Here is a 24,304-nt window from a genome sequence, read left to right as displayed (position 1 = left end):
GCCGTATCAGAGAGGGGCCTGATGAATCGTTAAGCGCCACTTAACGATGGCGTATAGCCAACCCTAATGAAGCCAGCTCCTTTGCTCGTTAGGATGCGTACCGGTCAGAAGTTGCCAGGGCATCAAACCGGGGGTTTGAGCTGTCTCTCTGGCGAGTCTCCATCCAGTTCATTGTTCGGGAGTAACGATATGCAGCAACGATGGCTGGCGCTGATGCTTGCAGCCTTGCTGAGTCCCTCTGCCATGGCCGGCGGCCTTGCCTTGTATGAAACCAGCGCGGCCAACAGTGCCCTTGCCAACGCAGGGGCGGCCGCCCGCGCCCAGGGGGCGGAGACCATCGCCAGCAATCCGGCCGGTATGACCAGGCTGGCAGGCACCCAGTTGCAGGTCAATGGCGGCGCTGTATACGGCGACCTCGAGTTGGATCTGAAGCAGGGGGGTAACAACGGCGGCAATGCCCTGCAGAGCGCCCCGCTTGGCAGCCTCTATCTGACCCACGCCATCGATGAGCAGTGGGTCGCCGGCCTCGGACTCTTCGGCAGCCACGGTCTGGGGATCGATTATGGCGAGGGGTGGCAGGGGCGTGGCTATGTGCAGTCCGCCAAGCTGACCGGGATCGCCTTTGCTCCCAGCCTGGCGTATCGCGTCGATGACCACTGGTCGGTGGGGGCCAGCCTGATCGCCATGCATGGGGCGCTGGAGGCCTCACTGGACATGACGCCGAACGGTTCAACCAGTCAGGCATTTTCCGACAGCGACTGGGCGTACGGTGCCTCCTTCGGGGTGCTCTACGAGCTGGATCAGGACTCCCGCATCGGCTTGAGCTACGTCTCCGAATTGAAGTGGGAGCTGGACGATCAGCCGTTGAGCCGGCTGAATGGAGCCGGGCTGGGGGTGGAGATGATGATCCCGCAGATCCTGACCCTGAGTGGCTATCACCAGCTCAACCCGCAGTGGGCCCTGCTGGCCAGTGCCAATTGGCAGCAGTGGTCCCGCTTTGGCGAGGTGGATCTCGCGTCGGGACAGCAGAGCCGAACCCTTGATATGCAATACCAGGACACCTGGCACCTGAGCCTGGGTGCCCAGTTCGATGTGACGTCGGCCCTGCGCCTGAGCAGCGGCATCGGCTATGACAGCAGTGCCGTGGACGACGTGCACCGCACTGTTACCCTCCCGCTTGGCGAGAGCTGGCGCTGGGGTCTGGGGGCCAGCTATCAGCTGACACCAGCCACCAGGCTGGAAGCCAGCTATACCCTGGCCTGGCTGGGGGATATGGCAGTGGAGCAGGATGGGGTCGGTCGTCCCCAGCTGTCAGGTACCTACCACAACAGCTACCTGAACTTCTTGAGCATAGGGGTGCAACACCAGTTCTGAGGCCTGACTTGTCACGTTGGGAGGTGGCCGGCTATGTGTTCTCTTGCCGGCGAACGTTGACGATAAAAAAAGCCCCTCCATGAAGGAGGGGCCGGGGCAGCGTGACTCGAGTGGTCAGGCCCGTTTTTCCGAGCGCCGCATGATGAGGCGGAAGAAGAGCGGGATGAAGAAGATGGCGATGAAGGTCGCCGCCAGCATGCCGCCGATGACCGGCCAGCCGAGGGCGTGGCGGCTCGCGGCGCCGGCACCGCTGGAGGTGACCAGGGGCACACAGCCGAGGATAAACGCCAGCGAGGTCATCACGATGGGGCGAAAACGCAGGCGCGCCGCCTCCAATGCCGACTCGATGAGGGTCATCCCTTCTTCATGCTTCATCACCGCGAACTCCACGATCAGGATGGCGTTCTTGGCCGCCAGCCCCACCAGCGTCACCAGACCTATCTGGAAGTAGACGTTGTTGGTGAGCCCCACGGCCCAGGTGGCAAGCAGGGCACCGAACAGGGCGAACGGCACGGCGGTGATCACCGCAAACGGCAGGCTCCAGCGCTCATACTGGGCAGCCAGGATGAGGAAGATCATCACGATGCCGAAGCCAAACGCCGTGGCGGCGCTGCCGGCAGCGGCCTTCTCCTGGTAGGCGGCGCCGGTCCACTCCAGCTTGGCGTCGTTGCCGAGGGTCTGGGCGGCGATCTCCTCCAGGGCGGCAATGGCCTGACCCGAGCTCACCCCTGGCGCCGGCTGGGCCATGATCTTGGCGGCCGGGAAGATGTTGAAACGCTCCACCAGTTCGGGGCCGGTGGCATCGCGCACCGTCACCAGGCTGGTGAGGGGGATCATCTCGCCGCTGTTGGAGCGGACATAGACGTTGCGGATGTCATCCTTCTTGGCACGGTAGTCCGCCTCGGACTGCAACTGGACCCGGTAGGTACGACCGAACTGGTTGAAGTCGTTGACGTAGACCTGGCCGAAGGTGGCCTGCATGGTGTCGAACACGGCGTTGATGGGCAGTCCCAGCGCCTTGGCCTTCTCGCGGTCGAGATCCAGGTAGACCTGGGGCACGTTGGCGCGGAAGGTGGTGCTCACGCTGGCGAACTCAGGACGCTGCTTGGCGGCATCGATCAGGCGTTGCACCTCGCCCGCGAAGGCGTGCACGTCGCCGGTGCCGCGGTTCTGCAGATAGCCTTCGAGACCGCCGGTGGTGGACATGCCCTGGATGGGAGGCGGGTTGAAGGTGGCGGTGAAGCCATCGGCCAGCCCCATCAGGCTCATCCCCTGGAAGGTCTTGGCCAGGGAGAAGGAGTCCTGACCCTCGCCCTGACGCTCTTTCCAGTCCTTCAGGGTGATGAAGGTGAGGCCGCGGTTGCTGATGATGGAGCCGGACAGGATGTCAAAGCCCGAGAAGGTGACCACGTCCTTCACGCTGGGGTTGGCCATGGCCATCTTGTCAAAATCATTGGCAACCGCCTGGGTACGGGTCAGGGCGGCGGCATCGGGCAGCATCACGGAGCCGATGAGATAGCCCTGATCCTCGTCCGGCACCAGGGCGCCCGGCACCTTGTGGAACAGCACATAGCTGCTGGCGAGGATGATGGCGATGATGCCAAAGGCCACGCCGACCCGGCGGTTGAGGAAGGCCACCCCGCGCACATAGCGGCGGGTCAGCTGATCAAAGGCATTGTTGAACCAGACGAAGAAGCGGGCCGGCTGGTGGTGGCCCTCTTTGAGCAGGATGGCGCACAGGGCCGGCGACAGGGTGAGCGCCACCAGGCCGGAGATGGCCACCGACACGGCGATGGTGATGGCGAACTGCTTGTACATCACCCCGGTCATGCCGCCCATGAAGGCAACCGGCAGGAACACGGCGCAGAGCACCAGCACGATGGCGACCACGGGGCCGGAGACCTCCTGCATGGCGAGGATGGCGGCCTCCTTGGCGGAGCACTTCTTCTCGCTCATGATCCGCTCGACGTTCTCCAGCACCACGATGGCGTCATCCACCACGATACCGATGGCGAGCACCATGCCGAACAGGGTCAGCAGGTTGATGGAGAAGCCCAGCATCAGCATGCCGGCGAAGGTACCGATGAGCGACACCGGCACCGCGATACAGGGGATCAGGGTGGCGCGGAAGTTCTGCAGGAACAGGTAGACCACCACGAACACCAGCACGATCGCCTCGAGCAGGGTCTTGACCACCTCCTCGATGGAGATCTTCACGAACTCTGTGGTGTCGTAGGGGATCTGGTACTCCACGTCCTGCGGGAAACGGCCCTGCAGGCGATCCATGGTTTCGCGCACCTGATCGGCCACCGCGACCGCGTTGGCACCCGGTTGCAGGTAGGTGGCGATACCGATGGCCGGCTTGCCGTTGGCGCGGGCCAGCACGTCGTAGTCCTTGCCGCCGAGCTCGACCCGGGCCACGTCTTTGACCCGGATCTTGGAGCCGTCCGGCATGGCGCGGATGATGATGTTCTGGAACTCCTTCACATCATCGAGGCGCCCCTTGGTCTGCACCGTGTAGGTGAAGTCGGTGGGGGTGCTGGTGGGCTGGGATCCGATCTTGCCCGCCGCGAACTGGGTGTTCTGCTCGCGGATGGCGCCGATCACGTCGCTCGGGGTGAGCTGCAGCTGGGCCAGCCGGTCCGGGCGCAGCCAGATCCGCATGGCGTAGTCGGTACCGCCGAACAGGGAGGTGTCCCCCACCCCGGGAATACGCTTGAGCTCGTCGATGATGTTGAGCAGGGCGTAGTTTGACAGATAGGTGGTATCAAACGAGCCGCTGGGGGACTGCAGGGTGATCACCTGCAGGATGGAGGTGGACTTCTTGCGTACCGTCACCCCCTGCTTCTTCACCTCTTCCGGCAACTGGGCCATGGCGGCCGAGACCCGGTTGTTGACGTCGATGGTCGCCTGATCGGGATCGACCCCGATGTCGAAGTAGACGTTGAGGTTCATCTGGCCGTTGGAGGCGGAGCCGGATTGCATGTAGATCATGTTCTCGACCCCGTTGACCTGCTGTTCAATGGGGGCGGCCACGGTCTGGGAGATCACCTCCGGGGTGGCACCCGGGTAGAAGGCGGTCACCGAGACCACGGCGGGGGTGATCTGGGGATACTGCTCCACCGGGAGCGCGCGCATTGCCGCCATCCCGCCCAGCACTATGATGATCGAAATCACGCTGGCGAAGATGGGGCGTTCGATAAAGAACTTGGAAAACATGGGGGCTCCTTATTTGCCAGCGGCACCCTGGGTGATCTTGGCGTTGATCGCCTTCATCTCCTCGGCGGAAACCGGTTTGACCACGGCGCCGGGACGAGCCTTCATCAGCCCCTCGACGATGTAGCGATCGCCGGCCTGCAGGCCTTTGTCGATCAATACGCCGCTGTCGACCACCGACCCCAGCTTGACCGGACGGGGCACCACCTTGTTGTCGGCATCCACCACCATCACCATGCGGTCGGCCTGGGACTGGACGATGGCGCGGGGCGGCACCACGATGGCGTTCTTGCGGGTGCCCAGATCGATGGTCATGCGCACGAACTGGCCGGGCAGCAGGACCCCGTTCTTGTTGTCGAAGATGGCGCGGGCGCGAATGGTGCCGGTGGCCGGGTCGACCCGGCTGTCGGAGAAGTTGAGCTTGCCCGCCTGGGGGTAGACGGAGCCGTCGGCCAGCCGGATGTGGGTACGCCAGTTGGTGGCGTCCTTGGCTTCAATCAACCCTTGCTTCACCGCATTATCGAAGTTGAGGCGATCCTGCTCCGAGTAGGAGAAGTTGACGTAGAGCGGGTCGAACTGGGTGATGGTGGTGAGCAGGCCGTTCTCGCCGCTGGTGGAGATGAGGCTCCCCTCGGACTGGGAGCTCTTGCTCGCCATGCCGTTGATGGGGGCGGTGACCTGGGTATAGCTGAGGTTGAGCTCCGCCTCTTTCACCTTGGCCTGGGCGGCCTGGTGACTGGCGACGGCGGCTTCGTAGTTGGCGATGGTGTCGTCATAGTCCTTGCGGCTCACCACCTGACGCTTGAACAGCGGGATGATGCGATCGCGGTCGGCGCGGGCCTTGTTGAGGCGCGCCTGCTCCTGGGCCAGGGTGCCCTTGGCCTGCTCCAGCGCCACCTTGTAGGGCTCGGGGTCGATCAGGAACAGTGCCTGACCGGCGGTGACCGGCTGCCCTTCGATGTAGGTGCGTTTGAGCAGGATGCCGCTCACCCGGGAGCGCACGTCAATTTCGCGAAAGCCGGCGGTTTCGCCCACCATCTCGGTGGTCAGCGGCACGTCGGTCAGTTTGACCTCGGCCACCACCACGGGCACCGCTGGCAGTGCCTGGGCACCGGCGGCGGGTTCATCACCACAGGCGGTCAGTGCGCTGGCCAGTGCCAGGGCGATACAGCCGCGCTTGAACATCTCTTCCCTGACGGATTGCACCTTCATCATCACACTCCTGTGGGATGGTGCACGATTGCCGCGCCCACCCTTTCTCTTCATGAACATGGTTAACTGCATGGTTACAAATTTAACTTATTGGATTACTGACAGTTTTTTAATGATAAAGCACGAATATTGAACCCAAGCTGCTCGGCAGTGAAAGTTGTTTGCATCTGGCGGCATGGGGGCGAGGGGCCAGCGACAGTCTGTGTCAGCCCGCAGGGCTCTTTCGGCGCGGTGTTGCCCGGATGCGAGGGCTCAGGGAGAAATTATAAGAAGGAAAAAACGGGGGAAGTGGGGGCTTGGTCACAGAGGGGGCGTCAAATGCCCCCTCAGTTGTCGTTATCAGGCGAAGCAGGCCCAGATGGGTGCGTGGTCGGAGGGCTTCTCGATGCCGCGCAGCTCGTAGTCGATGCCGGTCTCGGTCACCTTGTCCTTGAGGGCGTCGGAGGCCATGATGAGGTCGATGCGCAGGCCGCGGTTCTCGTCAAAGCCCTTGGAGCGGTAGTCGAACCAGGAGAAGCGCTCGCACTCGGTCGGGTTGGCGGCACGGAAGGTGTCGGTCAGGCCGAACCCTTTCAGACGCTCCATCCACTCGCGCTCGATGGGCAGGAAGGAGCACTTGCCGTCCCGCAGCCAGCGCTTGCGGTTCGCCTCGCCGATGCCGATGTCGAGATCGGTGGGGGAGATATTCATATCCCCGATCAGCACCAGCTGGTCACCCGGGGTGTGATTGGTCTCGAGGTAGTGCTGCAGATCCTCGTAGAACTTCTGCTTGGCCGGGAACTTGGTCTCGTGATCCTGGCTCTCACCCTGCGGGAAGTAGCCGTTCATCACCTTGATGAGGGAGCCGTCTTCGCGCTCGAAGGTGGCCATGATCATGCGGCGCTGGGCCTCTTCATCGTCGGTGGGGAAGCCTTTTTCCACCTTGACCGGCTTCTGCTTGCTCATGATGGCGACCCCGTAGTGGGCCTTCTGGCCGTGGAACTCGACGTGATAGCCCATGGCCTCCACATCGGCCAGCGGGAAGGCTTCGTCGTGTACCTTGATCTCCTGCAGGCCGATCACATCCGGCTGATGCTTGTCGATGATGGCTTGCAGCTGGTGCAGACGGGCGCGCAGGCCATTGATATTGAAAGAGATGATCTTCATGTCCGGGATGCTCATGTCATTTTTATAAGTGGCTATTGGACTAGGAATCGGCGGTGGATGCAAGTGAAGGCGAGCTGCCACCTCTGGGGTGGCACGCCCGTTGCGCCTGGGCTCAACGGGTCATCTTTTTGACAAACACCACCACAAACAGCGCCAGGGTAAAGCTGCCGGTGAAGGCCTCGAAGGCGGCGAAGATCCGCGACAGCCCCACCGGGGTGAAGTCCCCGTACCCTAGCGTGGTGAAGGTCACCACGCTGTAGTAGAGGCACTCCAGCAGGAAGATGGCGTTCTGCTCGAAAGGGGCGCCGGGCCGATAGACGAGGTGGTTGCCGTTGAAGCTCAGGCCAAAGAAGAAGTAGAAGAGGCTGCAGATGAAGATGAGCAGCAGGGAGAAGAGCACCACCCGCATGGGGGCCTCGCCGTAGCCGCAGAAGAGATCGACGATCCATGAGGTGAAGCGGCGGCCGGACCAGAATGGCAGCTGCAGCCGGCGCATGGTGAGCTCCTGCTGGATGTAGCGGCCGGACATGGTGAAGATGCCCTGGGCTTCCGAGGCCTTGCGCAGATCCCGGTAGGTCTCCTCGGCCTCCTTGAACCAGATCCGGGCCTGCGCCGGGTCCCGCTCGCGGCGCCCCTTTCTGTCCTGCATAAGCCGCTTGCCGGTATCCAGGTTGTCGAGGCGGGTGTTGTGCCAGCGGATGCCGAGCAGGTTGACGTCGTCGAGGGTGGCGCAGTGCAGGTTGGCATCGCTCAGATCCGCCTTCATCAGGCAGCCCCCCTTCATGCGCAAACCGTAGAGGTGAGCCCCCTGCAGATTGGCCCGGTAGAGGTTGCACTGCTCCAGCAGAAAGCCGTGCGGCGCGCCCTTCTTCACCAGATTGAGGCCGGCCAGGTTGGCGCGGGCCAGTTGCAGGCCGTGGCACAGGCCGCCCTGGTGGATGTAGTGTTCCAGCTCGCGGGCGGTGTGGGGATCCTGATGCTGGCCATGGGGATCATGCCAGCGGCACAGATCATGCTCCCCCGCCTCTTCGCTGCAGTGGCGGCCGTCCGCCACCAGATATCGACACATGGCCATCGCCCGTCTCCTCCCCTTGCCGAGTCAGTATCAGCATAGGCGAGCGGGGTCAGCTGAGCTGGGTAAACTCCTGACGCAGCTTGCGAAAACGGTCCTGCTGGGCCGGGTTGAGGGGGATGCCGTCCAGCACCTCCAGGGTCTCCTTGCACTCGGCGCCAAACTCCGGGCTCTTGCGATTCTTCTGCATCAGCTGCAGCAGCACCTGGATTTTGTTGAGGGCGGCGCCGGTGTTGGCCGGGGCCCGGCGCAGTGCCTCGCGAAAGTGGCCGAGCGCCTGTTCCAGCTCGCCACTCTGATAGGCCTTGATGCCCAGCTCGTTGAGCTGCTGGTAGCGCTGGCGGCGCTCCAGCACCGTCTTGTCGTCGCGGGTGGCCTGGATGCAGGTGGTGAGCAGCCGATCCTCGTCTTCGGCCAGCAGCGCCTGCAGGCTCTCGGCATATTCGAACTCGCCGAGCTGATAGAGGGCGAGTATGGTCTCGCCCAGCAGGCTGGGGGGCATGGTGGCCGGCTGATCGAGCCAGTTCTGGTTGGCGCGGTAGAGCATCTTCTTGCCCTTGAGCAGCTCCCCCAGGGCGATCTGTACCCGGGCCTGGCAGATCTGCTCGAACACCGGGTAGTTGAACTCCGCCATCATCAACGAATCGCGAATGCGCGACAGGGCCGAGTTGACCTGCTTTTGCAGGTTGGCGATGTGGTAGATGTCGTTGCTGTTGAGGGCGTAGAGGGTCAGCGCCTGGATATAGGCCCCCAGATAGTGGGGGGTGCGGTGGATCGAGTTGCGCGACAGATCGATGAGGGAGAGCAGCACGTCCTTGGCCTGGGCGTAGTCGTGGCGCAGCAGGCACACCTCCGCCAGCCGGCGGGAGAGCTGTACCGACTGGGGCGAGATGTCCACCGCCCGCTTGAGCTCCTGCTGGGCCTGCTCGTCATTGCCGAGCGCCAGCAGGGATTCCGCCAGCCAGAGGTGGGCTTCCACCATAAGCGGGGTATTCTTGAGGGTCGCCTGCAGGTGGCTCACCGCCTCCTCGTGCAGACCCAGGGTGTGGCACGCCTTGCCGAGGGTGAGGCGGGCCCAGCTGTTCTCCTGGCCGGCCAGCAGCTGGCGCATCAGGCTGCGGGCCTCCTTGGCCTGGCCCAGCTTGAGCTGGGTATCGGCCTGCAGACAGCGGCAGAAGTTGGCAAAGCGCGGCACCGCATCGGCCCGCTCGGCGCAGGCGGCGAGCAGGGTGGTCAGGTTCTCCTCGGCGAGGGCGCTGAACACGCTCTCCAGCGCCTGGCGACGGGCGAGGGCACGTTTGAGGCGAAACGAGAACTGCTCCTGGGAGAAGGGCTTCATCAGGTATTCGTCGGGCTCGGCCTCCAGCGCGCTCAGCACCATGGCGCGGGAGCTGTCGCCGCTCACCATGATCACCACGCTCTGGGGCGGGATGAGCTTCTGATCGCGCAGGCTCTCCAGCAGCTGGCGACCGTTCTCGCCAACCCCCAGCTCGTAATCGATGAGGTAGATGTCGAAGGACTCTTTCTGGCAGCGCCGTCTGGCCTCTTCGGCCGAGTTGACATAGGTGATGCGACTGATGCCGATGTTGATCAGCATCGCCTTCATCATCACCTGAAAGGAGCGCTGTTCGTTGACCAGCAGGATGCGCTTCGGTTTGGGTGGGGCTTTTTTCTCTGGCTCGGATTCCGGTGTCTGCATCTGTCTGGTCAGGGCGCTACGGGCGGATAACAGAAGTGTGCCACCAAAGCGCGCAGACAGGCAATTGAACATCCATGCCGCCGCCGTTTTTCCTCTGGCAAGGGGGCGCCGGGCCTGAAAAAAACCGCCGCGGCCCTTGATCATGGTCAAACGGGCGATGGATTGCACTGGCGGCGCCCACGCCGGTTTTTAGACTGAAAAGAGGCGGGCCGCGGGCCTGCCTTCGACCATCCAGTGACCACAAGGAGGAATCAAATGAGTTTGCTACCAGGCCGTACCAGTCTGTTTGATGACCTGTTTCACGACATGGCCTCCGGTTTCTACATCCGGCCCCTGCACGGGGATCCGCTGCCGAGCCAGATCAAGCTGGACCTCAAGGAGAGCGACGGCGGCTATCTGCTGCAGGCGGAGCTGCCCGGGGTGGCGAAGGAGGACATCCACGTGGATGTGCACGGCAAGCTGGTGACCCTGAAGGCGGAGATCCGCCAGCACGACAGCCAGAGCCAGGATGAGCGCACCCTGCGCAGCGAACGCTATTTCGGCAGCGTATCGCGCACCGTCGAACTGCCGGTGGAGGTGACGCCGGAGCAGGTGGTCGCCCGCTTCGACAACGGCATCCTCACCCTGCAACTGCCCAAGCAGGCGGTGACTCCGGCGCCCCACCGCATTCCCATCGAGTAGCGCCGGCTTGCACACCACGAGGCCCCGCAGTGCGGGGCCTCGCTCTTTATGGTGGTTGGGGAGCAGGCCGGGGAGAGGGCAGGGATGGCTGGCGGCGACCCCGGCTCGTTCCTGATCACAAGGCCACTCGCCGATCGGATCCGGTACAGCCCTCCGGGTGGATTTTTTCAGAAGGGGATTGTGCAAGTGGGTTTCTTTTGATACCACTGAATGATTTCCCTGCGGATCAGCCACCATTGCGCGACAAGGAGTTCCCATGCGCCTGCCACCCTTTCCCCCGCTGGTCTGGATCGTGATCCTGGGCACCTTCATGGTGCGCACCAGTTTCTTCATGGTCTGGCCCTTCCTCTCCATCCTGCTCTACCGGGAGTATGGCCTGTCAGCCTCCGGTATCGGGATGCTGCTGGGTGGCGCGGCGGTGCTCTCCTGCCTCATCGGCTTCTACGTCGGCTGGCTCTCCGACCGGCTCGGCCGGCGCACCATACTGCTGCTCGGCTGCGCCCTGTCGTGCGGTGCCTACCTGTTGCTCGGATTCGGCCACTCCCTCTGGCTCATCACCCTCGGGGTGTTTGGCTCGGGCCTCTCCTACGCCTTTATCGATACCCCGGGCAAGGCGCTGATGGGGGATCTGCTGCCCGAGAAGGCGCTGCGGGAGCTGGCTCTGCACCTGCGCTATTTCCTGCTCAACGTGGGGGCGGGGGTGGGGCCCCTCATCGGCATCATGGTGGGGCTGGGTGCGCGCCAGGAGACCTTCGTGGTGACGGCCGCCAGCTATGGCCTGCTCGGCATCGCCTTCCTGCTCGGCTTTCGTCGCGACTGCGCCAGCCGGCCGGATGCGGGTCTCTCCCTGGGGGCCATGCTCAGGGTGGTGGGGCGGGATCGCGCCTTCATGCTGTTCATCCTCGCCAACCTGCTGATGAATCTGGTCTACGCCCAGGTGGAGTCGCCGCTGATCCAGTACCTGACCCGCGCCGGCGCCCCCGAGGTGGAGACGCTGGTGGCCCTGCTGGTGGCCACCAATGCGCTCACCATCATCACCCTGCAGTTTCCGCTGCTGCACCTGACCCGGCGCTGGCGGGTGAGCCTGCGGCTGCAGTTCTCCATCCTGCTGATGGCATCGGCCCAGGTGATGTTCGCCCTGTCGAGCCCGGCCCTGCTGTGGCCCTGGCTGGTGGCGATGTTCTTGCTGAGCGTGGGGGAGGCGGTGCTGTTTCCGCTCTTCAACGTGCTGATCGACCAGATGGCGCCGGCCCACCTCAAGGGGAGCTACTTCGGCGCCAGCGCCCTGGCCGGGCTCGGTTGGGCGTTCTCGCCTATGGTGGGGGGCTGGTTCTTGCAAGTGTGGGGTGGCCCGGCCCTGTTCGCCGTGATGACCGCGATCTGCATGCTGGTGTTTGCCCTCTACGGGATGGGTCGCCGGGAGGCGCGTCCGTCGGCCGGGCCTGCCGGCTGCGAGGAGTAATACGCAAGCGCGTTGACGGCGCTCACTGGTTTGCTGTCGCCGAGGGGATGCGCCAATGCCTCACTGCATTCCCATCGAATCACGCCGGCTTGAAAACAACGAGGCCCCGCAGTGCGGGGCCTCTTTTTTATGGTGGCTGGGTTATGGCTGCCAGTTTATGGCCGTTTGGCCACCAGATAGGGGGCGAACTGGGGGGTATGGCTGGCGGCGAAGCCCTGCTCGGTCTTGACGATGAGGTAGACCGCGAGCCCATGCGCCCTGGCAAAGGCCATCGCCTGCTCCGGCCCCATCACCATGAGGGCGGTGTCGAGGGCGTCGGCCTCGAGCGCAGTCGGGGTGATGACGCTGGCGGAGACCAGCTTGTGGGTGATGGGCTGGCCGCTGGCGGGGTCGATGATGTGGGAGTAGCGCTGGCCGTCGAGCTCGTAGTAGTTGCGATAGCTGCCGGCGGTGCTGAGGGCCATGCCGTTGGGGATCACCACGTCCGAGAAGGCGCCGGGCTGATCGGACGGCTCGACGATGGCCACCCGCCAGGGCTTGCCCTTGGCGTTGTTGCCCTTGCTGCGCACGGCGCCGGCCACCTCGATGAGGTAGTTGTGCACCCCCTTTTGCTCGAGCAGGCCGGCAATCTCGTCGGAGGCCGCCCCCTCGCCCAGGGTGGAGAGATCGAGGTAGAGATCGGGAATGCCTTTGCCGAGCAGGAAGTGATCCCCCTCTGGGGTCAAGGTCAGCCGATCGATGCCCACCTTGTGGCGGGCGCTGGCGATCTGCTCGGCGCTGGGGCGCTTGATGGGACGTTTGTCCGGCCCGAATCCCCACAGGTTGACCAGCGGGCCCACGGTGACGTCGAGCTTGCCTTTGGTGAGATGGCCGGCATCGATGCCCTGCTGCACGATTTTGGCCATGGTGGCGGGAATGGCCATGGGCGGCTGGCCGCTGCCCTGATTGAAGCGGGAGATGAGGGAGTTCGGGTCGTAGGTGGAGATCTCGTGATTCATGCGTACCAGCAGGGCATCGACCTCCTGCTGCAGCGCAGGCTCCCCGCCCGGGAAGGGATCGCTCAGGGTCACCGCATAATAGGTGCCCATGGTCTTGCCCTGGATGCGGGTCTGGGTCGGGGCTGGCTGACAGGCGGTCAGCATCAGCAGCAGGGTCAACAACAGGCCGCGGGGGGCCGGGCGAGCAAGGAGTGACATGACGAATCTCTCTGGCTGAAACGGATGGCACGGGCCTTGGCCGCGTGCCGGGGTCGCCAGCTTAGCCAAGGGCGCAGCGGCGGGCGAGCGCCGGCTGGAGAAAAGGGCGGGAGATAATTAAACAAAGAGTGGTTAATGGGCGGCGCGGCCGGTTTGTCCAGTCAAATAATGGGAACAATCTGGTGACCTGACCCGCAGCTTTGCGCTAAAGGCATAGCCGAATGACGACAGTTGAGTAGAATAAGGTCGATTTTGACAGCATGTTTGCCAGCCATGGTGCGAGCCTGCAGGCAATTGTGTTGCCATCTATTGCCAATCAAAGGAGAGGATGATGAAAAAGGCGATTACCCTGCTGTTTCTGAGCACCCTGGCTGCCCCGGCTCTGGCCGATGAGTGCGCGTTGGTCATCGAAGGCAATGATGCCATGCAGTACAACCTCAAGGAGATGAGCGTACCGGCCACCTGCAAAGAGGTGACCGTGACCCTGAACCACACCGGCAAGATGCCGGTGACCGCCATGGGCCACAACTGGGCGCTGGCCAACACCGCCGACTATCAGGCCGTTGCCACCGCGGGCATGAGCGCCGGCGCCGAGAACAACTACCTGCCCAAGGATGATCCCCGCGTACTGGCCCACACCAAGCTGGTGGGCGGCGGCGAGAGCACCAGCGTCACCTTCAAGACCGACGGCCTGGCCGGCAAAGACCTCACCTTCTTCTGCTCCTTCCCCGGCCACTTCGCCATGATGAAGGGCACCTTCAAGGTCGGCTAAGCACGTTGTGCCGACTCAGAAGCCGGGCACTGCCCGGCTTTTTTGTGGCCGCTTGCCATGCCGTAGGAAACCCTGGCTCTGCGCCGGGGGTTGTGTGCCATTATATGATCCGGCGCGGGGTGAGTGGGGAGCATAGCGGGTAAGATAGGCCCCTTTCGGGCCTGATGGTCCGCGTGAGAGGAGTCGTTTGTCGTGAGAAACGCCATCAACTGGGTGGTCGGCTGTTGCCTGCTGCTGGTATGCGCCATTGCGCTGGCGGCAGAGCCGCCGGTGAAGAAGAGCCGCAACGGCATCTGCCATCCCAAGGGGGGTACCTACTACAGCCGCACCAAGCACTACACCCCCTATGACTCCATGCAGGCCTGCCTCGACAGCGGCGGCCGGGCGCCGAAACGCTGACCGGCGCCAGCCACCTACCTGGGCTGCAGGGTAAAGAAGGCGATGGCGCTCTTCTTCTGGCAGTCGAACTGGATGCTCTGCTCGCCGCTGATCAGCAGGGTCTCGTTGACCGCCATGGGCTGGCCCGCCGCCGTGAGCTGGCCGCTCAGCAGGTAGCAGAGATAGGTCTTGTCCGCCTCCAGGGTGAGGGTGAGCGGGAAGGGGAGGCTGAGCACCCGCACGTTGGCGCTGAGGCGGGCCGGATCATAGATGAGCCCCAGATCCGTCACCTCTTTTTTCAGCAGCTCGCAGTGGGTGTCGTCATCCCCGCTGAAGTGGGCCGCCTCGAAGGTGGCGTAGGGGTGGCCGTTGAGCACGAAGCCGGCCCCGCTGATGGGCAGCAGGATGCGCTGATAGCCGGGAAATTTCGAGAAGGGGCCGGCCTCCTTGATGGGCGCCGAGCTCAGCCGGTAGGCAAAATCGAGCTTGTCGAGGCTGGCGCCGGCAGGGGAGATGAGGATCTGGGCTGTGGTGCCCTGCTTGTTCTTCCAGGGCATCTTCAGCTGGTCGGACTCTTTTATCAGGGTGATCAATGGCGCCTCGGCGGGTGGTTAGCGGAGTGAATTGTGTGGCCCAGTGATACCATCCCGCCCGCCGACCCACAAGGCCGCGTCTGTTCGTCCCGCACTGCCCGCCCACTATTTCATCAGTTTCATCAGTCAGGCCAGCCATCGCCCTTGCGTTGGCTGCTTGCCCGTCGCGGCTGTATGAAACGCAACCACTTGTGCAGGGCGGCGAGAGGGCAAAACGGCAGGCTGTGATCCCGTCGCTGTTAAAGCGGCGGCGGCTCGCTACACTGGCGGTTCTGTTGCCCAAGGAGGCCCCATGACTCACAAGATCATTCTGGATACCGATCCCGGTATCGATGACGCCATGGCAATTCTGTTTGCCGAAGCCCATCCCGCCATCGAGCTGCTTGCCATCACCACGGTTTTTGGCAATGCCACCATCGAGAACGGCACTCACAACGCCCTCTGGCTCAAGCAGCAATACGGCATGAAGGCGGCTGTGGCGCAGGGGGCGGCCGCCCCGCTGCGACGCGAGCCGGTGGGCCCGACCACTGTGGTACACGGCCCGAGCGGGTTTGGCGACGTGACGGCGGGGGAGGTGACGCTCACTCCGGATCCCCGGCCGGCCTGGCAATACATAGTCGATACGGTGAAGGCCGCCCCCGGCGAGATCACCCTGGTCACCATAGGGCCGCTCACCAACCTGGCGCTGGCGCTGCAGGCGGCCCCCGAGATTGCCGGCCTGGTGAAGCAGGTGGTGGTGATGGGCGGCGCCTTCGGCGTCAACGGCCATCGCGGCAATGTGACCCCCTATGCCGAGGCCAACATCCACGACGATCCGGATGCCGCCGACCGGGTGTTCACCGCCCGCTGGCCTGTGGTGATCATCGGGCTGGACGTGACTCAGCAGAGTTTCTTCAGCAGCGCCTATCTGGACGCACTGCGCGACGAAGCGGGCGAGCCGGGCCGTTTCCTGTGGGATGTCAGCCGCTTCTACCTGCGCTTCTACTCCGAGCGGATCGGGCTCGACGGTTGCCACGTGCACGACCCGTCCGCCATCGCCTACGTGATCGATCCGACCCTGTTCACCCTGCGCGCGGGGCCGGTGCGGGTCATCAACGACGGCCCTGCCATCGGCCACACCCTGCAGAAATTTGACGGCAAGTCTCACCCCCACGACGAGTGGGCCGACCATCCTGCCCAGCAGGTCGGGGTGGCGGTGCGGGATCAGGCGCTGCTGGCGCTCTATCGGGAGACGCTGGTGGCCTGGGGTCGCAGCCGCTAGCGGGCTCGGCGAGCAGGGGGGCTTGCGGTCGGACTTGAGACGCGGCTGTGATCCGCGCCAAACAATCGGGGGCCAGTTGCGGCTTATACTGGCAGCAAACGTGTGAAGAAGGAGAAACAGGATGGCCTGGTTGTCGTTGCTGGTGGCGATCGCCCTGATCTGGTGGTTGATGAAGCTGGGGCGTGGCGCCCTGTTCGAGATCCGGCTTGCCCCCGGCAAGGTGCAGGTCAAGCGGGGCAAGGTGTCGCCCGCATTCATCGAGCATGCCAGACAGATCCTGCGTCACGAGACGGTGCGCGGGCGCATCCTGGGTCAGCGGGATGGTGATGGGGTCAAACTGGTCTTCTCCCGCTCCATTCCCGAGCCGGTGGCCCAGCGCTTTCGCAACATCTTCCCCTATGGTGATTACCGGCTGGGGGCAGTGCCGCTCTCCGGCTCCAAACCGCGCAAGGGGTGAGTCGTCACTCACATAGCAAACGGGCCTCCACTGGAGGCCCGTTTTTTTATGGCGGCGCTGGTTTATTCGTGCAGCGCGCGCTGGGCCTTGACCGTCTCCGGCTTGATGGCCACCCCTTCATTGCCCCAGGAGGCGCGCAGGGTGTTGACCAGCTCGGCGATCTGCTGGTCGTTGAGGGTCCAGCCGTAGCCCGGCATGTGGTAGCCGATGTGGCCCTGGGTGACCGGGGTCTCGGCGCCATGCAGCAGCACGTTGAGCAGGCTGGCCGGATCCTCGGCCAGCACGGTCTGGTTGCCGATCAGGGAGGGGATGACGTGGTCGTTGCCGCGCCCGTCGTTGCCGTGGCAGGTGGAGCAGTACATGGCGTAATCCGCCTTGCCGCCGGCACTGGCGTAGGCCCGGTTGCCCCTGGCGGCCGGTGCCTCGTCATCCAGCCCGGTCAGGTAGGTGGCGATGCTGGCCAGATCCGCGTCGCTGAAGTACTGGCTGCTGTGAGTGATCACTTCCGCCATGGGGCCGTTTACCGCCTGATGCTGGCTGCGGCCGGTTTTCAGCAGATCGATCAGCGCCTGCTTGTCGTAGCGGCTGCCGCGAATATCGGGGGCATACCAGCCATCCAGGGTGGCGCCGCTCAGGTAGAGGGGATCCGCCTCGGTCAGGGCCTTCTCCTGCATGCCGATCCCGCGCGGGGTGTGGCAGCTGCCGCAATGGCCCGCTCCCTGCACCAGATAGGCGCCGCGGTTCCACTCCTCGCTCTTGCCGGCGACCGGGGTGAAGCGGCCATCATCGTGATAGAGCCAGTTCCAGCCCCTGAGGGGCCAGCGCATGTTGAGCGGCCAGGGGATGTCGCTCGCCTTGTTGGCAATGGCCTGCGGCTGCACATCCTGCATCAGGTAGTGGTAGAGGGCGGTGAGATCCTCATCGCTCATCTTGGCGTATGCGGTGTAGGGCATGGCCGGGTAGAGGGGGTCGCCGCTGCGGGTGATCCCTTCGCGCATCACCTTGATGAACTCGGGCAGGCTGTAGTTGCCGATGCCGTGGGTCTTGTCAGGGGTGATGTTGGTGGCGTAGACGGTGCCGACCGGGGTTGGGAAACCCTTGCCGCCGGCGAGCGGCTTGCTCGCCTCGCTGGTGTGGCAGGCGGCGCAGTCCCCCAGCTTGGCCACGTATTCACCCGCCGACATGGCGGGGGCGGCTTGCAGGGCGAAGGTGGGCAGGGCCAGCAGCACGGTACTGGCAGTCAGGGAACGGATCATTTGGCACCTCCCTTGGTCAGGGCGACCAGCTCGTTGACGGCGCGCCACGCCTCGTCGATGGCGGCGTGGGCATAGGGGCTCCAGCCCGCGTCCGAGTTGGCGATGGTGATGTTGCCCACCGGCTGGCGGCCCTGCTCAATGAAGCGCTCCGACTGCTCCTCGTCGTCAAATAGGGAGTTGGCGATGTAGGAGTAGCCGTGGGACCAGCGGTTGACCGTGATGGCGAGGATATCCTGCTCATGGTTGAAGCCGGCCTCGCCCAGCATGGCCTGCAGCTGTTCGCGGATCATCTGCTCGTGCTGCTCGAACGGCATGCCGAGGAGCATGGCGCGCCCCTTGCGGGACTGTTCGCGGGCCGACAGGCCGCTGCCCGGCAGGGTCGGCACATAGACCATGTGCAGGCACATGGGCTGATCCGGGTTCTTGGGATGCTCGTAGCCGCCGAGGTCGACCGGGTAGTCGAGCTTGACCCGGCTGTAGGGGGCGGCCGGGGCATAGACCTCGTGCACGCCGAGTTTGACGAACGGCTGCCAGTTTCTGATCACTACCTTGGTGTAGACCAGCGGCGCCTTGACGTTCTGGCGCAGCGCCTCCTTCTGGGGCGCCGGCATCTCGGGCACCAGGTAGGGGATCATCATGTTGTAGCCGGCCATGATGCACTGTCTGCCCTGCACCCGGTGCAGCTTGCCCTCCTTGATGTAGGTGACGTCCACCCCCTGTTTGCCGTCCTTGAGCGGCACGTTTCTGGCCTGCAGCGCCGTGCTGCCGAGGCGCAACTGCACCTTGTGCTCGGGGCGGTCGAGCTGGCTGTAGTCGAACCTGGCCAGCACCACGTCCTGCATGGTGTGGCCCGGGGCCACCTGCGGGATGAGCTTGCGCACCATCAAGCGGGTGAGGCCGGCGTTGCCATCCGGGAAGTGGAAGATGTAGGGGTCGTCCAGCTCGGCCTGGGATTCTGCATCGAGCGGGGTGAGATCCATGCCGGCAAAGCCCGGCAGGGCGCACAGGCGGGCGTCGGCGCAGGAGGTGGCATCGATGCCGACCGCCTGGAAGTCGTCGGTACGCTGCTGGAAGAAGGTGATGGCCCGCTCGCTCAGCCCCACCTTGTCGCGCAGGAAGGTGGTGTAGCTGTTGCTCTCCATCCAGGCGTCTTTCTGTTCGCGGGTCATGCCGTGCAGGTAGTCGGTCTTCTCTTCGTGCAGCGCCAGCAGGGCGGCTTTGTCGGTGTCGTCGAACGGGAAGTCGCCGATGAACTCGGCCAGCGGCCGGCCGTTCAGGCGATCGCGCGGGATGTCGTCTGCCACGCTGTGGCCCGGGTCGCCGCTCACTATCTTGTTGACCCCGAAGTGCTTCTCGTCAAAGAAGACGCCGCGGCTCAGGCCCAGATCCGGGTAGAAGGTCTGCTGGAAGCCTTTGGCCAGCTCGTCGATGTTGACCTCGAGCGCCTTGAGCAGCCCCAGCGCCACCGGGCTGTAGACGGAGCGCGGCGATTGCAGGGATTCGCTGCCGCCGTAACCCAGCCGCAGACCATCCGGGGTGGTGAACTCGTTGCGCTTGGCGTGGCCGCCGAAGTCGTCGTGGTTGTCGAGCAGCAGGATCTTTTTGTCCGCCCCGAGCAGTTGCTGGTAGAAGCAGGCGGCGGAGAGGCCGCTGATGCCGGCGCCGACGATCACCAGATCGTACTCGCCCTCCAGCGGGAGGTGGGCGAAGTCATACTGCTTGCCGTCGCGGGCGATGCTGTGAGCCGGCTCGAAGGAGCCCGGGTGGTTGCCGCGCAGGCCGGTGAGAGCGGGCGGATAGACCAGCGTCTTCTCGGCCAGCGCCTTGCCGCCTTCGGCGGCCTGCAGCAGCTGGATGGGGGCGACGCCGGCCGCAATGGCAATGGCGACGCCGTTGAGAAAGTCTCTGCGTGTGATGCTCATGGCAATCCCTGTAAATGAAGAGTCGAATGAGAGATGGGATAGGGTTGAATTCGTGACTGACGAGTAACGAAGGGGCGCAACCTACCGCTATATCCCGATGGAGTCCATGGCTTTGATAATAACTTATTAAACAAAATGGGGGATCATGTGATGGCCATGGCGGTGAGATGGATGAAATATGCATGTTTGTGAGGCAAAGCCACATCAACACCAAGGAATTAATTGAAATTTAATTTGATTAATTGTGGTTAATTTCGAGTCTCACCTTTATTCGGCCATGGTCGACAAACAGGGCCTGATTATCGCCTGAATTTTCACCGCAAGGCCACCAAATGACACCCTTTATCCTTGTAAAATAAAAGGTTAAACGACGACATGGTCATTTAATCAACGCAGATTGAATGAAATTGAGCCAGCCGCTGATTAATTGAGAAGGGCCCGACATGGATAAATTCAGCGGCGTCAAGCCATTAACATGCGACACACAGAAATCGCAAACAGCACACAAGTGAAAGATTAATTTTTCATGTTGTTCACATCCCCCCCCGGTGAAATAGAATGCTGCGTTTTTCTTACCACTTTAGCCTTGCGAAGATGAGGACATTGCATGAGACCTTTTGATGTAAAGAGGGGCTTGGGCGCTTTGCTGTTGCTCGCGACTGCCGGCTTGCTGAGCGGCTGCGACATGGCGCTGATGAGCCCCAAGGGGCAAGTTGGTCTGGAGCAGAAGTCACTGATATTGACCGCACTCGGCTTGATGCTGATCGTGGTGGTGCCCGTGATCGTGATGGCAGTGGCGTTCGCTTACAAATACCGAGCGTCCAACACCAATGCCACCTATGCGCCTGACTGGGCCCACTCCAACAAGATTGAAGCGGTCGTCTGGACCGTACCCGTCATCATTATCGCCATCCTGGCGGTGATTACCTGGAAGACCTCCCACTCTCTGGATCCCTACAAACCGCTGGAATCCGAGGTGAAACCGATCCAGGTCGATGTCATCTCCCTTGACTGGAAATGGTTGTTTGTCTATCCGGAGCTGGGTATCGCCTCGGTCAACGAGCTGGCATTCCCGGTCAACACCCCGGTCAATTTCCGGGTGACCTCCGACACCGTGATGAACTCCTTCTTCATTCCCCAGCTGGGCGGCCAGATCTACGCCATGGCGGGCATGCAGACCAAGCTGCACCTGATCGCCAACGAGGCAGGCCAGTACAAGGGCATCTCGGGTGGCTACAGCGGCGCCGGTTTCTCCGGCATGAAGTTCAACGCCATCGCCACGCAGGATCAGGCCGGTTTCGACGCCTGGGTCGCCAAGGTGAAAGCCTCTTCCAAGGCGCTCAACACCATGGATGAGTTCAATGCCCTGGCCAAGAAGAGCGAGAACCACCCGGTGGAGTACTTCGCCAGCGCCGATCCCAAGCTGTTCGTCAACATCATCAACAAGTTCATGGGCGACATGAAGCACGGCGAACACGCCGCCATGCAACACGGCGAAAAGCAGGCCGCCATGCAGCATGATGCCTCCATGAGCCACGAAGGCATGGAGCATGACGCCTCCATGAGCCATGAAGGCATGGAGCACGGCGACGCCATGCACCATGAGGCCCAGGGCGAGCAGATGGACCACGCCGGTCACATGCCGGCCGACAAGACTGTGAAAGCGGGTACTAACTGATGTTTGGAAAATTAACACTCGATGCCATTCCGTACCATGAACCCATCATCATGGTCACGATCGCCGGCATCATTCTGGGTGGGCTGGGTATCGCCGGTCTCATCACCTATTTCGGCAAGTGGCAATATCTGTGGAAAGAGTGGCTGACCTCGGTCGACCACAAACGCCTCGGTATCATGTATCTCATCCTCGGCATGGTCATGCTGCTGCGCGGCTTTGCCGATGCGGTGATGATGCGTACCCAGCAGGTCATGGCCTCGGCTGGCGGCGAGGGCATACTGCCACCGCACCACTACGACCAGATCTTCACCGCCCACGGCGTCATCATGATCTTCTTCGTGGCCATGCCGCTGGTGATCGGTCTGATGAACATCGTGGTGCCGCTGCAGATCGGTGCCCGTGACGTCGCCTTCCCCTTCTTGAACAACCTGAGCTTCTGGTTCACCGCCGCCGCCGTGGTGCTGATCAACGTCTCCCTCGGGGTCGGTGAATTCGCCCAGACCGGCTGGCTGGCCTATCCGCCCTTGTCGGGGCTGGAGTTCAGTCCGGGGGTCGGGGTCGATTACTGGATCTGGAGTCTGCAGATCTCGGGTCTGGGGACCCTGCTGACCGGCGTGAACTTCTTCGCCACCATCATCAAGATGCGCGCCCCTGGCATGACCATGATGCGCCTGCCGGTGTTCACCTGGACCGCCCTGTGCGCCAACGTGCTGATCATCGCCTCCTTCCCGATCCTGACCGTCACCATCGCCCTGCTGACCGCAGACCGCTACCTGGGTACCCATTTCTTTACCAATGACATGGGTGGCAACATGATGATGTACATCAACTTGATCTGGGCCTGGGGTCACCCCGAGGTGTACATCCTGGTACTGCCGGTGTTCGGGATCTTCTCCGAAGTGGTGGCGACCTTCTGCAAGAAGAAGCTGTTCGGTTACACCTCGCTGGTGTGGGCGACCATCGCCATTACCGTGCTCTCCTTCATCGTCTGGCTGCACCACTTCTTCACCATGGGCTCGGGCGCCAACGTGAATGCCTTCTTCGGCATCACCACCATGATCATCTCCATCCCGACCGGGGTGAAGATCTTCAACTGGCTGTTCACCATGTACCGCGGTCGCATCGAGTTCACCTCGCCCATGCTGTGGACCGTAGGCTTCATCATCACCTTTACTGTGGGTGGCATGACCGGGGTACTGCTCTCCGTGCCGGCCGCCAACTTCGTGCTGCACAACAGCCTGTTCCTGATCGCCCACTTCCACAACGTCATCATCGGCGGCGTGGTGTTCGGCTGCTTCGCCGGTATCACCTACTGGTTCCCGAAAGCGTTCGGCTTCAAGCTGGATGACGTCTGGGGCAAGCGTGCCTTCTGGTGCTGGATCACCGGGTTCTTCGTGGCCTTCATGCCGCTCTACGTGCTGGGCTTCATGGGCATGACCCGTCGTGTCAGCCAGAACATCGATCCCGAGTTCCACGGCTGGCTGGTGGTGGCTGCCTGCGGTGCCGGTCTGATTGCGCTGGGCGTACTGTGCCAGGTGATCCAGATCGTGGTCAGCATCCGCGACCGCGAGAAGAACCGCGACCTGACCGGCGATCCCTGGGGTGGCCGTACCCTGGAGTGGTCCACTTCCTCGCCGCCCCCCTTCTACAACTTCGCCATCGAGCCGAAGATCAAAGGGCTGGATGCGTTCTGGGAAGCCAAGCAGGACGGTTCTGCCTATCAGCAGCCCAAGCACTATGACCCGATCCACATGCCGAAAAACTCCGGTGCCGGCGTCATCATCGCCGCCTTCAGCACCCTGTTCGGCTTTGCCATGATCTGGCACATCTGGTGGATGGCCATCGCCGGCTTCGTCGGCATGATCGCCACCTGGATCATCCACAGCTTCAATGACGACGTGGACTACTACGTGCAGGTTGACGAGATCGAGCGGATCGAGCGTCAGCATTTTGAAAATCTCAACAAGGTGGCTTAATTCCATGGCGACTGACGTTCTACATCACACTCACGGTGCCCATGAGGATGGGCACCATGATGCCGGCGCCAACAAGGTATTCGGCTTCTGGATCTACCTGATGAGTGACTGCATCCTGTTCGCGACCCTGTTCGCGACCTATGCGGTCCTGGTCAACGGCACCGCCGGCGGCCCGAGCGGCAAGGACATCTTCGAACTGCCGTTCGTGTTTGCCGAAACCATGCTGCTGCTGCTGAGCTCCATCACCTTTGGCTTTGGCATGCTGGCCATGAACAAGAACAAGGTGGCGGCGGTCAATACCTGGCTGTTCATCACCTTCCTGTTCGGTGCCGGCTTTATCGCGATGGAGATCTACGAGTTCCATCACCTGATTGCCGAGGGCTACGGTCCGGATCGCAGCGGTTTCCTCTCTGCCTTCTTCACCCTGGTGGGTACCCACGGTATCCACGTGACCAGCGGTCTTGTCTGGATCATCGTGATGATGGTGCTGGTCGCCAAGAAGGGGCTGACCGATCGCAACCGTACCCGTCTGATGTGCCTGAGCCTGTTCTGGCACTTCCTCGACGTGGTGTGGATCTGCGTCTTCACCGTGGTCTATCTGATGGGGGTCATGTAATGAGTCATTCCGTTGACAATCACGGCGCCAGCCACGGCAGCGCCAAGAGCTACCTGATCGGCTTCGTGCTGTCCCTGATCCTGACCGCAGTGCCGTTCTGGATGGTGATGGACGGTTCTGCCTCCCACACCACCGTGCTGGCCACCGTGGTCGGCATGGCGGTGGTGCAGATCTTCGTGCACCTGGTCTACTTCCTGCACATGAACACCTCGTCCGAGGAGCGCTGGAACCTGGTGGCACTGATCTTTACCGTGCTCATCATCGCCATCGTGGTCGTGGGTTCCCTGTGGATCATGTACAACCTCAACATCAACATGATGGTTCACTGAGCAGGTTG

At 62.8% G+C, this 24,304-nt stretch carries 20 protein-coding genes; 11 read left to right on the top strand and 9 right to left on the bottom strand.

Annotation, left to right across the window (positions count from 1 at the left end):
- The first annotated feature begins 189 nt into the window (after nt 1–189).
- Complete coding sequence (locus ACB033_RS05715) at nt 190–1,374, top strand: OmpP1/FadL family transporter (protein WP_139725916.1); 1,185 nt, start codon at nt 190–192, stop codon at nt 1,372–1,374.
- 114 nt (nt 1,375–1,488) lie between these two features.
- Here ACB033_RS05715 and ACB033_RS05710 read toward each other — a convergent pair whose 3' ends face one another.
- The 5 genes from ACB033_RS05710 to ACB033_RS05690 all read right to left on the bottom strand — a co-directional run bounded on the left by ACB033_RS05710 (nt 1,489) and on the right by ACB033_RS05690 (nt 9,719).
- On the bottom strand, nt 1,489–4,593 hold the full coding sequence (locus tag ACB033_RS05710) for an efflux RND transporter permease subunit (RefSeq protein WP_017786317.1): 3,105 nt from the start codon (nt 4,591–4,593) through the stop codon (nt 1,489–1,491).
- 9 nt (nt 4,594–4,602) lie between these two features.
- Nucleotides 4,603–5,802, bottom strand: coding sequence for an efflux RND transporter periplasmic adaptor subunit (locus ACB033_RS05705; protein WP_017786316.1), 1,200 nt, complete (start codon nt 5,800–5,802; stop codon nt 4,603–4,605).
- A gap of 339 nt (nt 5,803–6,141) precedes the next feature.
- Nucleotides 6,142–6,948 (bottom strand): exodeoxyribonuclease III, encoded by an 807-nt coding sequence (gene xthA / locus ACB033_RS05700; protein WP_005302963.1) that lies wholly within the window; start codon nt 6,946–6,948, stop codon nt 6,142–6,144.
- Between the two features lie 112 nt (nt 6,949–7,060).
- Nucleotides 7,061–8,023, bottom strand: coding sequence for an ion channel (locus tag ACB033_RS05695; RefSeq protein ID WP_139725915.1), 963 nt, complete (start codon nt 8,021–8,023; stop codon nt 7,061–7,063).
- 49 nt (nt 8,024–8,072) lie between these two features.
- Complete coding sequence (locus ACB033_RS05690; protein ID WP_010633387.1) at nt 8,073–9,719, bottom strand: tetratricopeptide repeat-containing response regulator; 1,647 nt, start codon at nt 9,717–9,719, stop codon at nt 8,073–8,075.
- Nucleotides 9,720–9,974: 255 nt separating this feature from the next.
- Between ACB033_RS05690 and ACB033_RS05685 the strand changes: the two genes are divergently transcribed.
- Complete coding sequence (locus tag ACB033_RS05685; RefSeq protein WP_017780694.1) at nt 9,975–10,400, top strand: Hsp20/alpha crystallin family protein; 426 nt, start codon at nt 9,975–9,977, stop codon at nt 10,398–10,400.
- Nucleotides 10,401–10,656: 256 nt separating this feature from the next.
- Nucleotides 10,657–11,862 carry an MFS transporter gene (locus ACB033_RS05680; RefSeq protein WP_139725914.1) on the top strand — a complete coding sequence of 402 codons (1,206 nt, stop codon included), beginning with the start codon at nt 10,657–10,659 and terminating at the stop codon, nt 11,860–11,862.
- A 155-nt stretch (nt 11,863–12,017) separates the two neighbouring features.
- Here ACB033_RS05680 and ACB033_RS05675 read toward each other — a convergent pair whose 3' ends face one another.
- A complete protein-coding gene (locus ACB033_RS05675) occupies nt 12,018–13,058 on the bottom strand; it encodes an FAD:protein FMN transferase (RefSeq protein ID WP_139725913.1) in 1,041 nt (346 codons plus the stop codon).
- Nucleotides 13,059–13,389: 331 nt separating this feature from the next.
- Here ACB033_RS05675 and azu point away from each other — a divergent pair, with 331 nt between their 5' ends.
- Together azu and ACB033_RS05665 are read left to right on the top strand one after the other, a co-directional pair.
- Entirely contained in the window at nt 13,390–13,830 is a 441-nt protein-coding gene (gene azu, locus ACB033_RS05670; protein WP_005302949.1) for an azurin, read from the top strand.
- A 192-nt stretch (nt 13,831–14,022) separates the two neighbouring features.
- The gene (locus tag ACB033_RS05665; protein WP_005302947.1) at nt 14,023–14,229 is read left to right on the top strand and encodes a hypothetical protein; all 207 of its coding nucleotides are present in this window, start codon (nt 14,023–14,025) and stop codon (nt 14,227–14,229) included.
- 14 nt (nt 14,230–14,243) lie between these two features.
- Here ACB033_RS05665 and ACB033_RS05660 read toward each other — a convergent pair whose 3' ends face one another.
- Nucleotides 14,244–14,801, bottom strand: coding sequence for a HutD family protein (locus ACB033_RS05660; RefSeq protein WP_139725911.1), 558 nt, complete (start codon nt 14,799–14,801; stop codon nt 14,244–14,246).
- A gap of 292 nt (nt 14,802–15,093) precedes the next feature.
- On the opposite strand from ACB033_RS05660, the gene ACB033_RS05655 reads away from it, so the two are divergent.
- Nucleotides 15,094–16,062 (top strand): nucleoside hydrolase, encoded by a 969-nt coding sequence (locus ACB033_RS05655; RefSeq protein ID WP_139725910.1) that lies wholly within the window; start codon nt 15,094–15,096, stop codon nt 16,060–16,062.
- A gap of 121 nt (nt 16,063–16,183) precedes the next feature.
- Entirely contained in the window at nt 16,184–16,519 is a 336-nt protein-coding gene (locus ACB033_RS05650) for a DUF3634 family protein (protein WP_017780689.1), read from the top strand.
- Between the two features lie 62 nt (nt 16,520–16,581).
- On the opposite strand, the gene ACB033_RS05645 is transcribed toward ACB033_RS05650, so the two are convergent.
- Together ACB033_RS05645 and ACB033_RS05640 are read right to left on the bottom strand one after the other, a co-directional pair.
- A complete protein-coding gene (locus ACB033_RS05645) occupies nt 16,582–17,775 on the bottom strand; it encodes a cytochrome c (protein ID WP_139725909.1) in 1,194 nt (397 codons plus the stop codon).
- Nucleotides 17,772–19,697 carry an FAD/NAD(P)-binding protein gene (locus tag ACB033_RS05640; protein WP_139725908.1) on the bottom strand — a complete coding sequence of 642 codons (1,926 nt, stop codon included), beginning with the start codon at nt 19,695–19,697 and terminating at the stop codon, nt 17,772–17,774. The genes ACB033_RS05645 and ACB033_RS05640 overlap by 4 nt, the downstream gene beginning before the upstream one ends.
- 607 nt (nt 19,698–20,304) lie before the next feature.
- Between ACB033_RS05640 and cyoA the strand changes: the two genes are divergently transcribed.
- The 4 genes from cyoA to ACB033_RS05620 are packed head-to-tail and all read left to right on the top strand — an operon-like array spanning nt 20,305 to nt 24,296.
- Entirely contained in the window at nt 20,305–21,375 is a 1,071-nt protein-coding gene (cyoA, locus tag ACB033_RS05635; protein ID WP_139725907.1) for a cytochrome o ubiquinol oxidase subunit II, read from the top strand.
- A complete protein-coding gene (gene cyoB / locus ACB033_RS05630) occupies nt 21,375–23,351 on the top strand; it encodes a cytochrome o ubiquinol oxidase subunit I (RefSeq protein ID WP_005302935.1) in 1,977 nt (658 codons plus the stop codon). Before cyoA ends, cyoB begins: the two co-directional genes overlap by 1 nt.
- Before the next feature lie 4 nt (nt 23,352–23,355).
- Nucleotides 23,356–23,967: a cytochrome o ubiquinol oxidase subunit III gene (locus ACB033_RS05625; protein WP_005302934.1), complete on the top strand. Its 612-nt coding sequence runs from the start codon at nt 23,356–23,358 to the stop codon at nt 23,965–23,967.
- On the top strand, nt 23,967–24,296 hold the full coding sequence (locus tag ACB033_RS05620) for a cytochrome o ubiquinol oxidase subunit IV (RefSeq protein ID WP_005302933.1): 330 nt from the start codon (nt 23,967–23,969) through the stop codon (nt 24,294–24,296). Before ACB033_RS05625 ends, ACB033_RS05620 begins: the two co-directional genes overlap by 1 nt.
- Nucleotides 24,297–24,304: the final 8 nt, after the last annotated feature.

It is taken from the genome of Aeromonas sp. S15(2024), assembly GCF_041402265.1.
GTDB lineage: Bacteria > Pseudomonadota > Gammaproteobacteria > Enterobacterales > Aeromonadaceae > Aeromonas > Aeromonas dhakensis.
Note: the sequence above shows the minus strand (reverse complement) of the source record. Positions and strands in the feature narration are given on the sequence as shown.

Excerpts from the sequence above, each read along its gene's own strand:
- ACB033_RS05690 (WP_010633387.1), bottom strand. The coding sequence starts at position 9,719 with ATGCAGACACCGGAATCCGAGCCAGAGAAAAAAGCCCCACCCAAACCG.
- ACB033_RS05685 (WP_017780694.1), top strand. The coding sequence starts at position 9,975 with ATGAGTTTGCTACCAGGCCGTACCAGTCTGTTTGATGACCTGTTTCAC.
- ACB033_RS05650 (WP_017780689.1), top strand. The coding sequence starts at position 16,184 with ATGGCCTGGTTGTCGTTGCTGGTGGCGATCGCCCTGATCTGGTGGTTG.
- ACB033_RS05710 (WP_017786317.1), bottom strand. The coding sequence starts at position 4,593 with ATGTTTTCCAAGTTCTTTATCGAACGCCCCATCTTCGCCAGCGTGATT.
- ACB033_RS05705 (WP_017786316.1), bottom strand. The coding sequence starts at position 5,802 with ATGAAGGTGCAATCCGTCAGGGAAGAGATGTTCAAGCGCGGCTGTATC.
- ACB033_RS05695 (WP_139725915.1), bottom strand. The coding sequence starts at position 8,023 with ATGGCCATGTGTCGATATCTGGTGGCGGACGGCCGCCACTGCAGCGAA.
- azu (WP_005302949.1), top strand. The coding sequence starts at position 13,390 with ATGAAAAAGGCGATTACCCTGCTGTTTCTGAGCACCCTGGCTGCCCCG.
- ACB033_RS05715 (WP_139725916.1), top strand. The coding sequence starts at position 190 with ATGCAGCAACGATGGCTGGCGCTGATGCTTGCAGCCTTGCTGAGTCCC.
- ACB033_RS05655 (WP_139725910.1), top strand. The coding sequence starts at position 15,094 with ATGACTCACAAGATCATTCTGGATACCGATCCCGGTATCGATGACGCC.
- ACB033_RS05680 (WP_139725914.1), top strand. The coding sequence starts at position 10,657 with ATGCGCCTGCCACCCTTTCCCCCGCTGGTCTGGATCGTGATCCTGGGC.
- cyoB (WP_005302935.1), top strand. The coding sequence starts at position 21,375 with ATGTTTGGAAAATTAACACTCGATGCCATTCCGTACCATGAACCCATC.
- ACB033_RS05640 (WP_139725908.1), bottom strand. The coding sequence starts at position 19,697 with ATGAGCATCACACGCAGAGACTTTCTCAACGGCGTCGCCATTGCCATT.
- ACB033_RS05645 (WP_139725909.1), bottom strand. The coding sequence starts at position 17,775 with ATGATCCGTTCCCTGACTGCCAGTACCGTGCTGCTGGCCCTGCCCACC.
- ACB033_RS05620 (WP_005302933.1), top strand. The coding sequence starts at position 23,967 with ATGAGTCATTCCGTTGACAATCACGGCGCCAGCCACGGCAGCGCCAAG.
- ACB033_RS05625 (WP_005302934.1), top strand. The coding sequence starts at position 23,356 with ATGGCGACTGACGTTCTACATCACACTCACGGTGCCCATGAGGATGGG.
- ACB033_RS05675 (WP_139725913.1), bottom strand. The coding sequence starts at position 13,058 with ATGTCACTCCTTGCTCGCCCGGCCCCCCGCGGCCTGTTGTTGACCCTG.
- cyoA (WP_139725907.1), top strand. The coding sequence starts at position 20,305 with ATGAGACCTTTTGATGTAAAGAGGGGCTTGGGCGCTTTGCTGTTGCTC.
- xthA (WP_005302963.1), bottom strand. The coding sequence starts at position 6,948 with ATGAAGATCATCTCTTTCAATATCAATGGCCTGCGCGCCCGTCTGCAC.